A 14,688-nucleotide genomic window follows, 5' to 3' on the forward strand; every position below is an offset into this window, starting at 1 on the left:
TATATAGATTAATTGGAAAGGAATACTTAATTATGCCGATTTATTGGTCAATGATGATAGTGTCTGGAGTTATAGGACTTTTATGCTATGGGATGCCATCAAAAAAAGTAATAGTAGAAGGGCAAGAGACAACTCGAGTTAGAATAGGATTTGTGGTAGTATTCGTTGCATATATTGTTTTTTTTATCGGCTTTAGAGATCGAGTATTAGACACCGGAACATATATAAACAGCTTTAAGAGTATGCCAACTGATTTTACGGAACTTTTTATATATTTAGAAGCTATAGACAATGGAAAAGTATTTTATTTTTTGTCGGCGGTATTCAAAATGTTTATTTCTGATAACTATTATGCATGGCTGTTTTTCTTAGCTCTAGTTAGTTGCGGATGTTTGTTTAGGACATTATATAAGTATTCTGTTGATTTCCCGCTAACGGCATATTTGTTCATAGCAAATGCCACGTTTACATGGCTGCTGAATGGAACAAGGCAATTTTTAGTTGTGTGCGTGTTATTTGGTTTTGCAGATTGGATTATTGAAGGGAAGAAGATTCGTTATATATTACTTACATTAGTGCTATCTACAATTCATAGTTCAGCAATATTTATGGTAGTTATAGTCCTTTTTATTTCCGTCAACGATATTTTTACCAAGAAAATGCTTTTTTTTGTGGCAGTGACAGTAATTGGTACTTATTATTCGGATCAGGTTTTTGATTTTTTAAGTGAATCTTCAGAATCCCTGAATTATGCAGATACAATGGGCGTTGATGGTGGGGCAAGTATTTTACACTTAATTATAGCGAGTGTTCCTATTGTTATTGTTTTATTAAATTATAGGAATGTAAAGCGAATAGCTCCTCAATCTATTAAGTTAGCAATTAATATGAATTTGGTAGGAATTTGCTTTTATTTTGCAGCAACATTTACGAATGGTGTATTAGTTGGGCGTATGCCGATTTATTTTACAGTATATGGATTATATTTATTACCTTGGGTGATAAGAAACTGTTTTACTAAAAGATCGAGAAAAGTGGTATGGGTTTTGTGCGCAATAAGCTATTTTATTTGTTTTTATTATCAGATGTGTATTGCTTGGGATGGATTGATGTATGTTAGTAAGTTTTTGAAGTTGGAATTTTTATAAGATGGTGACGGAAAGCAGACTGATAGTGAGGAAAATGTAATGGATATAAGTAAAGAATATGAGATATATTTCTTTGATTTTTTTGGAACGATTATGCACAGAAAATGTTCTGGAGATGACATAAAGAAAATATGGAGTAATCAACTTGCACTTTTGTGTAAATGTAAGTTGAGTTCAAGAATTTGGTATGAGTTGAGAATATCGGCGGAGAAATATGTATGTAGAAAGGAAAATCATTATGAGTTTACATATAAAGAACTAATTAAAGAAATTTACAATCGAGTAAGTGGGATAGCTGAAGGTTATGCAGATATATTAGATTTTGAACAATTTTATATGTTGTGTTTAAAAATAGAATTAGATGTAGAAACAAATATGCAGGAAAAAAATGAAGAAGTAATATCTCAAATAAAGCAATTAAAAGGTTGTGGAAAGAAAGTCTGCATCCTTTCTGATTTTTATTTGGATTCTCAATGTATAAGTCGATTTTTAGAAAAAAAGGGAGAAAATCATTTGGTTGACAATATTTTTGTGTCTTGCGAATTTTTGAAAAATAAGGCAGATGGCTCTTTATACAAAGAAATATTGACATTACTTAATTGTTCGTCCAAAGACTGTTGTATGATCGGCGATAATTATCGTTCTGATTTTATAAATGCAAAAAGTAATGGAATTTCAGCGGTGAGAGTTCGAGATAATAAGAAGTTTAACAGAGATATAAACTGTAAAAAAGTATTAACGCAACTTATGAATACAGAACATAAGAATGGAATAAGTTACGCAAATTATAGTTTTATGCTTTTTAAATTTATAAGTGCGTTATATAACAAATTGTTGTTACATTCTGATAGAAAAGTGTTTTTTTTGGCAAGGGAAGGTGAATTATTAAAACAACTCTTTGATAGATATTGTGAGTATATGCAAGTGCAGTTTGGATCTCCATGTATTAAAAGTGAGTATTTGTATGTTTCGAGGCAGGCTACATATCCAGCATCATTAAAATGCCTTGAAGAAGAACAGTTTGAAACATTATTTAAAGAATATTCAACATTAAGCATTGAGTCATTTTTGACCAATATAGGGATTGAGGAAAGAGATAAGAAAAAAATAGAAATAGAATTTATAGAAGAGTACTCTGAAATAATTGATAATTTTGGGTCATCTGATCTCTTTGAAAGATTGAAAAAAAGTGTTGTATTTGTTGAAATTTATAAAAAAACAATTTCAAAGAAGAATGAATTGTTAAGGCAGTATTTAAAACAAAAGGGTTTTTTTGATGCAGCGTCAGTTGCTATTGTAGATGTTGGATGGAAGGGGTCTATACAAGATAATATTGCACGGTGTGTGGGAGGAGAAGTTGAAATACGAGGTTATTATTGTGGATTGAATAACAAAGCAAGAATCTCAAAGGGTAATCAAAAAGAGGGGTTAATATTTTCAGAATATCCGTATAAAACGAAAAATTTTGCAGTATGGAGCTATGATTCAAATTTTATGGAAAGATTATTGACTGCATCACATGCATCTACTAAAGGATATGAGAAGAGTGGAGAAATAATAAAACCTGTTTTTAATGAGTTTGGAAGTGAGGAAAATAATTATACAATAATAAAACCGATACAAAAAAAGCTTATTAAACAATTTGAAGAATATGTGAGTGAAGCTTATTATCTTCCAGTATTATCAGATGAACTAGAAGATCTCTTAGTACAGCTACATATAAAATGTTGTTGCCATATATATAAAAGTAATTTAGTATTGCAGCAAACACTTCTTCAAGGGCAAATGGAAAATTTTGGATATCAAGTTAGAAGTGGAGAAAGATTAAAAGAAGCATTTTCTATAAGAAATGCGTTTAAGAAAATTGTATGTAATCGTAAATTATTAAAAAACATACCTCTAATAGTTCGCTTCATGAATAGTAGAAGATTATATTTTATTAGTTTATGTTTTATGAAAATAGAAGAAAAAAGGCTGAGAAGGGAATATATAAGATGCAGGAATATTTGATTTCCATTATTGTACCATTTTATAATCCAGGGGGCAATTTTAGGAGATGCCTTGATTCACTGATTCATCAGACCTATGGTAATTTGGAAATTATTTTAATTGATGACGGGTCTACAGATGGAAGTTATGAAATAGCAAAAGAATATGCTCAAATAGATAAACGTGTTGTTTTAGAAAAACAGAAAAATAGTGGGGTGTCTCACGCACGAAATAGAGGGATTCAAATAGCACATGGAGATTATTTCAGTTTTATTGACAGCGATGATTATTTAGATTTAGATACTTATGAATATCTATTAGGGATATTGAATGAAAAAAAAGTGGATGTAGTTAATTATGAACATTATATTACTTATCCTACACATGAAGTAGAGCATAAATTATTGGACAGTGATTATGGATGGAGAGATAAAAAAGGAGCACAATATCAGCTCCTCTATAATGTACAGTTTGCGTGTAATAAGTTATTTCCCCAAAAAATAATTCAAGGTTTGACTTTTGATGAGTCAATTCTTAGAGGAGAAGATACTCTTTTTGCAAAAATGGCGTTAGACAGAGCGGAATCTTTTTGGTTTGACAAACGACCACTATATCATTATGTACAGTCAGAAGAAAGCGCGGTTCGTGGTAAATTTAGAAAGTCCCAATTAACAATTATGCGATTATATGATGTCTGTATTCCTTTTTACAAAGAAAAATATCCAGAGTTATTAAATGGATTTTTTTCTTATATGGCAGGGCAGTTAATCAGTATTTTTTATGATATGTGGTCTGATGAAACTGATTTTAAAGATGAGCAATCGGAATTAGTTAAAGTATATGAGAAGTATTATAAAGAGGCGATTAAATGTAAAGAAGTCTCGAAAAAGCAGAAATTAAAGTATCGAATATTTCACTGGTCTCCGATGATTTTTTGTAGAATTCATAAGATTTTATGGAAATAAGGGATCGCTTTGATGAGGAGGATAAATGGAAAATATATGAAGGTAGGAATAGTAACAATCAATGGAAATGAGAATTATGGAAATGTATTACAGAATTATGCGGTGCAAGAGGTGTTAAAAGAGGTTGGTGCGGAAGCTGAAACAATTTTAAATCGAACTCAATACGGACATTGTACCGATAGTGGGGAAAAAATAAACAAATTAACACCTTCATATATTAAGAAATATGTGACGAGCCAGTTAAATTATAAATATAATATCAAAAACTCAAATCAAGGATTACTGAAAGCAGTGCGATTTTATAGGGCACATAAAGATGAAATAGAAAAGGTAAAAGAAAAAAGAAGAGAAAAATTTATAGCTTTTAAAGATGAATATATAGTACATGCAGAAGAAGTACTTGATATTAATAAAAAATGGACATCTCAACAAGTTGATAAATATTCTTATTTTGTAAGTGGAAGTGATCAAGTATGGAATCCAATATATCCTAGTACTTCATCAATTAATTTCTTACAATTTGCGCCAAAAGAAAAAAGGATTACCATTTCGCCAAGTTTTGGAATTAACAAAATTCCAAAAGAATTGCAGGATGATTATGGAAAGTGGATAGCAAGTATTCCATATCTTTCTGTAAGAGAAGAACAAGGTGCAAAAATAATTAAAGAATTAAGTGGTAAGAGAGCAAAAGTTTTGTGTGATCCGACTATGGCTGTTCCGCAAAATAAGTGGATTGAAATAGAAAAAAAACCAGAATTTCTAAAAAATTTTAATTATATTTTGACTTATTTTTTGGGCGATAAAAATAAAGAATATGAGTTGTTTATTAATAAAATCGCAAAAGAGGAACAGTTAGAGATTATTAATTTATTTGATATAGCAGATATTCGGGCATATGCAACTTCTCCTCAAGAGTTTCTTTATTTAATTCATCATGCAAAACTTGTATGCACAGATTCTTTTCATGGAGCAGTCTTTTCGATTATGATGAATACAAGCTTTATTACGTTTGCTAGAAATGAAATGGGAGATTCAATGGAATCAAGAATGCAAACGTTACTGTCAACGTTTGGATTAGAAAATAGAGATTATAGAAAAGTTAACAGCGAGGATGTTTTTAAAGTTGATTTTACACATATTTCCCATATTTTACAAGTTCGTCGAGAAGAGATGCTCTCTTTTTTAAGGGAGGCTATGAATAAAAAAGTGCAAAAAGAGAGTTCTGCGAATGATGTGGAAATAGAACAGCTTATTTATGATAGTAAAGATAAATGCTGCGGCTGTAGTGCTTGTGCAATGGCCTGTCCGAAGCAATGTATTACAATGGTTGCAGATAAAGAAGGATTTTTATATCCTCAAATAGATCAAGAATTATGCATTCATTGCAATAAATGTCAGCAGGTTTGTCCTGTTAGAAAAGAAGAAAATAATGTAAATGATAATGTATCTTGTTATGCAGCGTATTCGCTGGAAGAAGATATAAGAAAGAAAAGTTCTTCAGGAGGAGTGTTTAGTGAGTTAGCACAAGAAGTGATATCAACAGGTGGGGTTGTGTATGGCGCTGGATTTTCAGAAGAGTTTAAAGTAGAACATAAAAGTGCGTGTTCTGAAAAACAATTAGAAAATTTGCGCGGATCTAAGTATGTACAAAGTGAAATGGGTTCTACATATAGAGAAATAAAAGAAAAACTGAATCAAGGAATCTTTGTATATTTTTCAGGAACTCCATGTCAAGTAAAGGGTCTTCATACATATTTGAATAAAGAATATGATAATTTGATCACACAAGATATTATTTGCCATGGTGTGCCATCTCCATTGGTATGGGAAAAATATATAGATAAATATTCTGAATTGCAGGAAGTTAAATTTAGAGATAAAAGGTTTGGATGGCATTATTTTTCTATGTATATCAAATCAAAGAAAGGCACATATAGAAAAAGATTAGATGAAGATTTTTATGAGAGACTTTTTTTAGATAATACAACTCTTCGACCAATTTGTTATGATTGTCCAGTAAAACGCAGCGGTAGCGGGGCAGATATTACATTGGCTGATTGTTGGGGATCTGATAAACTTTGTAAAGAAATACAGGATACGGATAGAGGGTTATCATTAGTTCTTATACATACAAAGCAAGGCAAGTACTTATGGAAAAAATTGATAGAAAATCAATGTATAAGAACAGAAAGACTTGCAGCAGAAAAAGCATTGAGTAGTCAGAGCGCACTGATAGAGTCTGCACCTTGCAATCCTAGGAGGAAAGTATTTTTTGAAAGCTTACAGAAAAGTGGATTTGCAAAGTTAGAAAAATCATGGTATGGGGATTCTGTGATACGCAGGATCAAACGTAAAGAAATTTATTACAAAACGAAATTACTTTTCATGATAAAAGTAAAGGATAAAATGGGAAAGAATAAGTAATTTAAATAAGTTATTTGTATTTAATGTCATAATAGACTAGAATAAATTAATGAGTTGATTTCTTGCTTTTCGGAGAAGGTTGATTTTATTGTAAAAAGTCAAAAAATATTTCTGGATTTTTTTATTCAAAATGATGCTGAGTATATACCGTGTAACAAATTAGAAAAAGAAACGCATAGTTGGATTTTTTTGGGGGGGGGGACAGGTATTCAGTATATAATCCTCAGTGAATGATAAAAAAATTGCGAATGTAAGCTTTCATATTGTGGGTGTAGCATTCCAAGAGTTTGTGATGAAAACGAGTGTTTTTAAAAGAAAAAATATTCAGTAAAAGATTCTTATGGAGGTTTCTCATGACTTTCTTTGACTGGAAAGTATCTATTTAGTAATAATGTTTTTAGAGGAATGAACACAACGATATTAAAAGAGGTTTCAATAAGGGGATAATATTATTGGAGCATGTTCATTGGTAAATAGAGATAATTTCATCAAATTGTGTAGCAGAGAGCAGCCAAACAAAATCTATTATGTTTATAGATGAATATTATAATAAGCGGAAAGATCGAGAACTTGAAGCGGTTGTTTTGCTTGCCAAAGTGTACTATGTTAAGTACAGGAAAAATCAGGAATCGAGAGTTTTTATGAACAATTCTTATTATTTGCAAAACATGAGAAAAGTGAATTAGATAAGTATGGATTTAATTATAGTTTATACATTATACATTAAGGATTCAGAAAGAAATTTTTATAGTAGAATAAAGAGGCGTAAAAATAGATCGATATAACAAAAGAAAGGGAACATTAAGATGACGAAAGACTTAGTTAGTATCATTACTCCGTGTTATAATATGGAAAAGTATATTTCACGCTTAATGGATTCAGTGATAAAACAAACATATCGTCCGATAGAATTTGTTCTTGTTGATGATGGCTCAACAGATCAAAGTTATAGAATAGCAGAAGCATATAAAGCTAAATTTAAACAAGCGGGAATTGATTATATATTGATTCATCAGGAAAATAATGGTTTGGGAGGGGCAATTAATGCTGGATTACAGTTTGTAACAGGGGAGTATCTTTGTTGGCCGGATGCAGATGATTATTTAGAACCTACAGCTGTAGAAGACCGGGTGAAAGCATTTTTAGAACATCCTGATTGTGCGGTCGTAACAAGTAATGCGTATGTAAGACAGAGTTCAAATTTACAAGAAGTAACATTGTTAGTAGATGGAGATATTAGAAAACATATAGATCCATGGCAGTTTTTATATCATTTAAATGAAGAAAGTATTTTTTGTTCGGGATGCCATATGGCAAAAAGCTCTATGTTTTTTAAAGTGAATCCAGATGGTTCAATTTATCCGGCAAGACGCGGACAGAATTGGCAAATGTTGCTACCACTGTATTATAAATATAAACGATATTTTTTAAATAAACCGTTGTATAATTATGTGATTTATGAAGATTCAATGTCCCGAGGGGATAGTAATTATGAGAAATCTCGATATCGTTTTGAAGAACATGAGGAAATTATAAAAAAAGTTTTGAAAAAAATTGAAGATGTCCAAAAAGTGGATATGAAAGAATATTTTAAATTTATTGATGAAAAATATGCAAAGTTAAGGATGTCACTTGCGATAAAATATTCTAAACCCGATGTTTTTGTTCAAGAATATAGAAAGAAAAAGGCAACGATAGGTCTTGATATACAAGATTTTTTGGGTTATATGAAATTCAAGATTCCTTTTTTAAAAGTGGTGATTGATGTTTTATATAGAATTGTAGGTCGGTTAATCTTTTTTAGAAAGTTAAAAGAAATGAAACAAATATTTGAAAGAGAACATAGATAGAAAAATGTTTTAAGTGTTTTTATAAAATAAGGAATAATTGTGATGAGAGTGAGCAGGAAAAAATGTCAAGAACAACAAATGCAATAAAAAATACTGGTTTTGGTTTGTTGGGAAAGTTAGCCAATTTAATATTAGCTTTTCTTTCTCGAACAATATTTATTTATTTTTTAGGTAGCACATACCTAGGTGTGAATGGCTTGTATTCTGAAATATTATCGTTATTGTCATTTGCAGAATTGGGATTCGGAAGTGCTATGACGTTTGCGATGTATAAACCAGTTGCGGATAAAGATACTGAGAAAATAAAGAGGTTATTGGGATTTTATAAAACAGTATATCGAATAGTTGCAGTTATAATTACAGTAGCAGGTCTTTGTCTGATTCCCTTTCTACAATATATAGTAAAAGGTGCGGAGTGGCTAAATGTTACGGAATTAAGACTTTATTTTTTGATTTTTTTGGCAAACACTGTGGTTGGATATTTTGTAACATATAAGTTTGCATATTTGAATGCTCTGCAAAAAAACTATATTAATACCAATATTGATACGATCGTAAATACAGTATCGTATTGCGCGCAGATGGTTGTCATATTGGTATTTAAAGATTTTTTGTTATACTTACTTGTTAATTCTTTCGTGCTGGTTGTTTCAAGATTTATAATTATAGTATATTTGAATAAGAAATATCCAATTCTTAAAGAAAAGCCAGATGTGCCTCTGTCAAAAAGCGAAAAAAAACCTATTTATAAGGAAGTTCAAGGATTAGTAGTTCACCAGTTTTCAAGTGTTGCAGTGCATTCTACAGATAATATATTAATATCTATGTTAAGTGGACTGGGTGTTGTAGCAGTTGGATATATTAGTAACTATAATATGCTAATAAATTCGGTGCTTGGTTTTGTGGTAATACTGTTTAATAGCGTTACATCAGGATTTGGAAACTTAGTAGCAACATCAACAGTAAAAAATTATCATAAAGTGTTTAAAGAAATTAATTTTTTAAATTTCTGGATATATGGTTTTTGTTCAATAAGTTTTTGGATTTTAGTCCCACCTTTTATTACGTTATGGATTGGTTCGGATAAACTTATTGATAATGTGAGTTTTTCTTTGATTATTATAAATTGTTACTTACAAGGTCAATCCGCAGCTTTTAATAATGCGCGAATTGCGAAAGGGAATTTTGGGAAAGATAAAAATTGGGCATTAGCACAGGCTTTGGTAAATTTAGTTGTATCTATTATCGCAGGTCATTATTTAGGATTAGTAGGGATTTACATAGGGACAGTGACATCTCGATTAGTATATGTGGTATGTAGGCCGTATTCAACATATAGATTTTTATTTGAGGAATCATCAGTTGAATACTATAAAAAATTTTTATTGTATTTTATAGCAGTGATTTTTACGGCAATTATTTCTAAGTTATTAACTTACAAGTTATTGGTAGTGCCGAAAGTTGGTACATTTGTTGTAGCAGTGTTTATCGTGGGTATTGTTGTAAATTTATGCTTTTTATTGATGTTTTTTAAATCTCAGGAAATGAAAGCATGGAAGGATCGTATTTATAGTATAATTATAGGTAAAAGAAAATAGAATATTTAGAAGATGAAAGATGCTTTTTATATGAATATTAATTTAGAAAGTGAAAAAATAGAAAATTATGAAGCAACAGATACAATCTTGTCAATTTGACGGAAGAAATTATGGTATTGATATTATGAAAATACTTTCAGCATTTATGGTTGTATTTTATCATTTTGGGCATAGAAAGTATGAATTTTTTGAGGCGTGTAATTACGTTCCTAACATAAATTATATTTTGCAGACGTTAGTAGCATTTTCAATTCCGCTCTTTTTTATGGTTAATGGAGCATTGTTATTAAATAAAACATATGATAATTTGTTGATATTAAAAAAAATAGGGAAGCTATTGCTTATTATTGTTGTATGGAAGGTTGTATGCTTTCCGAGCTGGTTTTTAAAGACTCTAGTAATTTTATATGTATTGTACCCATTGTTGAAGAAAATATTTGATAACTTTCCTAAAATATTAGTGATGGTTATATTATGTTTCATTATTTTCCCGGATTTATATAATATGATTATATCTATATTACGCTTCTGTTCTGTAGAAAGTATAAATATTTTCGGGGGGGGGTATAAAGTAGAATCTTTTCCTAGAACGGGGTTTTTTACATTATATGCAATCCCATTATTTTTAATCGGTGGAATATGTGTGAAAAAAAAGTGGAAAATAAAAAGCTGGCAAAGTATTATATTAATTGCAATCGGTTTAATAGAATGTTTGTTTGAAGCAGTTGTTATCACAAGAACCACAGGAGAATTATTTGATTCAGGTAACGGAAACTTTCCGACTATAGGGGCGTTTCTTATGGCGGTGGGGTTCTTTTTGTTATTGTACCAAGTAAAGATTAAGGAATCTTGGAAATTGCCTATACTGTTTTTGGGAAAGAATGTACTTTCGGTATATTTGTTTCATTCTATTTTGATACATGTAATTAATAGATTTATTTTACCAGGAATAGATACACTGCCACTTTTTTTAAATTTAATTATATCTATTCTTATATATTTATCATCGTTAGGGATAGGTGTAATTTTTTCTAGAATTCCATACCTCAAAGAACTTGTAAAAATATAAAGTCAAGAATATTTCTCAATATTCAGGAGGAGATGATTTGATTAACAAGAAAAATAAGACGTACTTTTTTGTTGTGATTTCATTCGTGTGCATTGTTTTTATTGTGGGTTTTCATATTTTAGACGGCAGAAATATTACATTATTTGATCCGATCATAGAATATATTAAACAATATCATATCAAAGATGTTGTAAATATCGTTGCTATTTTATCAGGAATTTCCGCCATTCTTGTTGGTGTTGCAAGTATCAGAATATCTAATCTTGGCGCGGTAAAGGAGTATTTTCAGCAAGGGGGTAATAAAGAGTATACAACTGCCAGACATAATTTATATAAGAAATTTGACGAAAATGTACCGATTGATCCTAATGATGCGGATGCCAGTAATACAGTTTCATTTTTTCACTTTTGGGGATTAATGGTAAAGAAAAAATATTTGCCTTTTTGGGTTTTTAAAAGTGCATCCGGATATGCAGTCATAAGATTGTATGAGGGACTTCAGGAAATGATAGAAATAAGGAGAGTTGATAATCCGGAATATGCTGAATATTTTGAGTGGATATATAGAAAATGTCGGAAAGTTTTAAAATGTTCAGAAGCAACAAATCCTGTGCAGGTGGAGAAAAAACAGAATGAGGAAACCAGTTTCCTTAGTGAAAGTGAATTAAAGACAATCGGATTTTTAAAATATGGTACAAATGTACTTGTAAGCAGAAAGGCAAGTATTTATAATCCGGAACAGATCGTACTGGGAGATAATATTCGAATAGATGATTTTTGTATATTAAGTGGAAATATAAAACTTGGTTCGTATATACATATTTCTGCATATACATGTTTGATAGGCGGTGTAAAGGGAATTATATTGCAAGATTTTGTAACTGTATCATCAAGATGTGCTGTTTATGCGGTGAGTGATGATTTCTCGGGAGAACAATTAAATAACTCTATGATTCCTACAGCTTATCGCAGCGTGATCGAAGGACGAGTTATTTTAGAAGATTATGTGAGCGTGGGAACAGGAAGTACAATTTTGCCAGGCGTTAAATTAGAAGAAGGAGCAGCCGTAGGAGCAATGAGTTTTGTGAAACATACACTTGAAGGATGGAAGATTTATGCGGGAGCTCCTTGCAGATATGTAAAAGACAGAAATCAAAATATGAAGCAGCTGCGGGCTGTATTGCAGAATTCAGGTGAATATGAAGAAAGCAGGTGAAAGGATGAAACCTAGAATCTTTATTGGTTCTTCTAAAGAAAGCGTAAAGATCGCGGAAAAAGTAAAAAGTCTTTTAGACGGTGAGTATGTCTGCCAGTTATGGTGCGATAATTTTTTTGATTTGGGGCAGTGTACTTATCATGAATTGCTTAAGAAATCGCTTAGTTTTGATTATGCGATTTTTATTGGCGGGAAAGATGATTATGTAAGAAGAGAATCAGATAGAACCCACAAATATGCCGCTCGTGATAATGTTTATTTGGAGTTTGGGTTATATGCGGGAATTCTTACATATGCGAGATGTTTTTTCCTAATTCAAGAAGGCTGTCAAATAGCATCCGATCTGCTGGGGGTCAATGTTGTCTTTTTTGACAAGATGCAGGATTTGAGTAAAAAGATTTTAACGATTACAGAAAAAATACAGAAAGAACAGAAAGTTGCTCGAATCAGTCTTTTACCATCTACTAGCTTGGCAGTTGGATATTTTGAAAATTTTCTGAAGCCGGTATCTCAAGCAATACAGAAATTGGATGCAGTTTGTATTGCCGGAAAAAAGTATGATGTGAAAAACAGTGCTAAAAGATTAGAAGTAGCTATTCCTGCTAAAGTATCTGAAGATTTACGCATGTGGAGCGAATATGTTTATGAAAATCATGCAGTAGAAAAGGTGACAGTAGACAGTAGTATTAGAAAAATAGGTGTTAATATTGATTATGGAAAATTGGAGAACACAGGTGATCTTACGGTTATTGATGTTCCGTTGACATTATCGGCTGCATATAGATCAGTTGAGTTGGCGTTGGGAGTAGATTATATCGGCATTGAAGAGATTAAGGAACTTGCGAAAGAAAAAGAATTGAATAACTTTATAAAAACTGTGAATAATCTGATCTTAGAAGATATTTATACGCGGAAAAGTGTAAGCGTTAGAAAAGTCTATAAAGATAAACTGTAAATCTTCGGATAATATTCTGCCGCGTATGGTTCAATCTGCGCCGTTTTTGCAGGAGTCCACGCTGCCAGCGCACCAATCTCTAAACGGATCACCTGTAAGGTCGCCGTATTTGTAAAAAGGTGCGGATAGGCGAAAATGACCGTCTGTTTATCCTTTTCATCTATGTAGACATTTGCTTCACAACCGATTTTCTGGGATAAGCCGGATCTGACTGCCGGACAGAATGTTTCAGCCAGAAATACCTCCGCACGCGCATTGGCTTCTTTGTTAAAAGCATCCTGTTTTGTATTGGAACGTTTCTCCCAGGGTTCGTCTTTGCCATATCCCAATACACGCCAGTCCAGAATCAAATCAATATCTTCTGAAAACCGGCTGATCAGGTGAAAGGCTTTGGAAAGGCTGGTACCGCCCTTAAAGGTAATGGACTCTTTCCATGGTGAGCGGTGAAATAAATAATCCAGCGTAAAACATACCCAAAAGTCTTTTTCCACAATGGCATCATTCAGCCCCATTTTATCAGCTGTATTTCTGAACAGCTCCCTGCGGTCGTTATCTGAAAGTCTTGCTATATTTCTCATTGTACCTTTTTACCTCCACAAATCTGCCGTATCGTATCGTAAACCCAATCCGTAGACTCGGTTGCTTCCTTCAAACAAGCCTGTTTATCCTTGTCTGTCAGTTTTTCGGAAAGCATCTGTATGACTGCTGGTGTAACATTTGATCTGCCAAGGGTTTTTAATGCCTGTATAACCAAACTTGTCATATAAGACAATCCGGTAATCTCTTTATTGGTCCGGTGCTTAAATTCCAGCTTTGTAGAGTTCCACTCGTAGGTCTTATATGGACCATCGCTGATATAGGACCATACTGCTGTTACCTGTGTTGAAAGTCCTAACAGGTTCAATGCTGTATTCCCACATGGGGCAATCGTCCAGTGATAACTTCGTGCCAATGCGGTTGCCACTGCTTCCGGATCGACCGCCACATATTCATCCAGAAGTTTACTGTATTTTGGCTTTTCATAAACTCCTTTCAAAATACGGCGCAATGTTCCTGACTGCACTAAACGGCTTAAACTTTGACGAATAGTGGATGTATCTGCAATATCCGCAAAATCGGACGTCACAAAAACAGTTCCATCTTCAAGAGAAAGAACACGCTCTCGTATTCGTTTTGTATATCCGTTGTCCACAATACCGCCTCCCTTCATGTCACGAATATTATATATTATTCGTGACATGATTGCAATAGGTTCTATGCCTCTTATTTGAGTGTTCCTATTAAAAATCTGATTCATACATCAAAAATCAAAAATTATGAAAGGTAGTACAGTTTTTATATATGTCACATATTTTATATATTATCGATTAGCCATTTTTCGCTATCTTAGAAAATACATGACTGTATTATTTATCCGTGATATAATTGTCGATGAAGAAAAATAATAAATCGGAATATTATACCGGAGGAGAAA

At 32.0% G+C, this 14,688-nt stretch carries 12 protein-coding genes; 10 read left to right on the top strand and 2 right to left on the bottom strand.

Going from position 1 to position 14,688, the window contains the following annotated elements; genetic code table 11:
• Positions 1-32 precede the first annotated feature (32 nt).
• The 10 genes from RUMTOR_RS11140 to RUMTOR_RS11180 all read left to right on the top strand — a co-directional run bounded on the left by RUMTOR_RS11140 (position 33) and on the right by RUMTOR_RS11180 (position 13,214).
• Complete coding sequence (locus tag RUMTOR_RS11140; RefSeq protein WP_044998270.1) at positions 33-1,148, top strand: EpsG family protein; 1,116 nt, start codon at positions 33-35, stop codon at positions 1,146-1,148.
• A 39-nt stretch (positions 1,149-1,187) separates the two neighbouring features.
• Entirely contained in the window at positions 1,188-3,158 is a 1,971-nt protein-coding gene (locus RUMTOR_RS11145; protein WP_004847956.1) for an HAD hydrolase-like protein, read from the top strand.
• The gene (locus tag RUMTOR_RS11150) at positions 3,143-4,102 is read left to right on the top strand and encodes a glycosyltransferase family 2 protein (RefSeq protein WP_044998272.1); all 960 of its coding nucleotides are present in this window, start codon (positions 3,143-3,145) and stop codon (positions 4,100-4,102) included. The genes RUMTOR_RS11145 and RUMTOR_RS11150 overlap by 16 nt, the downstream gene beginning before the upstream one ends.
• A gap of 36 nt (positions 4,103-4,138) precedes the next feature.
• A complete protein-coding gene (locus tag RUMTOR_RS12550; protein ID WP_049936209.1) occupies positions 4,139-6,526 on the top strand; it encodes a polysaccharide pyruvyl transferase family protein in 2,388 nt (795 codons plus the stop codon).
• 527 nt (positions 6,527-7,053) lie between these two features.
• Complete coding sequence (locus RUMTOR_RS13050) at positions 7,054-7,212, top strand: hypothetical protein (protein WP_004847963.1); 159 nt, start codon at positions 7,054-7,056, stop codon at positions 7,210-7,212.
• A gap of 120 nt (positions 7,213-7,332) precedes the next feature.
• A complete protein-coding gene (locus tag RUMTOR_RS11160) occupies positions 7,333-8,376 on the top strand; it encodes a glycosyltransferase family A protein (protein WP_004847965.1) in 1,044 nt (347 codons plus the stop codon).
• Between the two features lie 62 nt (positions 8,377-8,438).
• The gene (locus tag RUMTOR_RS11165; protein ID WP_004847966.1) at positions 8,439-9,974 is read left to right on the top strand and encodes a lipopolysaccharide biosynthesis protein; all 1,536 of its coding nucleotides are present in this window, start codon (positions 8,439-8,441) and stop codon (positions 9,972-9,974) included.
• A 67-nt stretch (positions 9,975-10,041) separates the two neighbouring features.
• On the top strand, positions 10,042-11,043 hold the full coding sequence (locus tag RUMTOR_RS11170) for an acyltransferase (protein ID WP_004847969.1): 1,002 nt from the start codon (positions 10,042-10,044) through the stop codon (positions 11,041-11,043).
• A gap of 37 nt (positions 11,044-11,080) precedes the next feature.
• Positions 11,081-12,259, top strand: coding sequence for an acyltransferase (locus RUMTOR_RS13330; protein WP_207634939.1), 1,179 nt, complete (start codon positions 11,081-11,083; stop codon positions 12,257-12,259).
• Complete coding sequence (locus RUMTOR_RS11180; RefSeq protein ID WP_004847972.1) at positions 12,243-13,214, top strand: STING domain-containing protein; 972 nt, start codon at positions 12,243-12,245, stop codon at positions 13,212-13,214. Before RUMTOR_RS13330 ends, RUMTOR_RS11180 begins: the two co-directional genes overlap by 17 nt.
• Here RUMTOR_RS11180 and RUMTOR_RS11185 read toward each other — a convergent pair.
• Complete coding sequence (locus RUMTOR_RS11185; protein ID WP_004847974.1) at positions 13,196-13,792, bottom strand: nucleotidyl transferase AbiEii/AbiGii toxin family protein; 597 nt, start codon at positions 13,790-13,792, stop codon at positions 13,196-13,198. The two genes, RUMTOR_RS11180 and RUMTOR_RS11185, sit on opposite strands and share 19 nt — an antisense overlap.
• A complete protein-coding gene (locus RUMTOR_RS11190) occupies positions 13,789-14,454 on the bottom strand; it encodes a DUF6088 family protein (RefSeq protein WP_173019860.1) in 666 nt (221 codons plus the stop codon). The genes RUMTOR_RS11185 and RUMTOR_RS11190 overlap by 4 nt, the downstream gene beginning before the upstream one ends.
• Positions 14,455-14,688: the final 234 nt, after the last annotated feature.

The sequence above is a fragment of the [Ruminococcus] torques ATCC 27756 genome (assembly GCF_000153925.1).
Classification (GTDB): domain Bacteria; phylum Bacillota; class Clostridia; order Lachnospirales; family Lachnospiraceae; genus Mediterraneibacter; species Mediterraneibacter torques.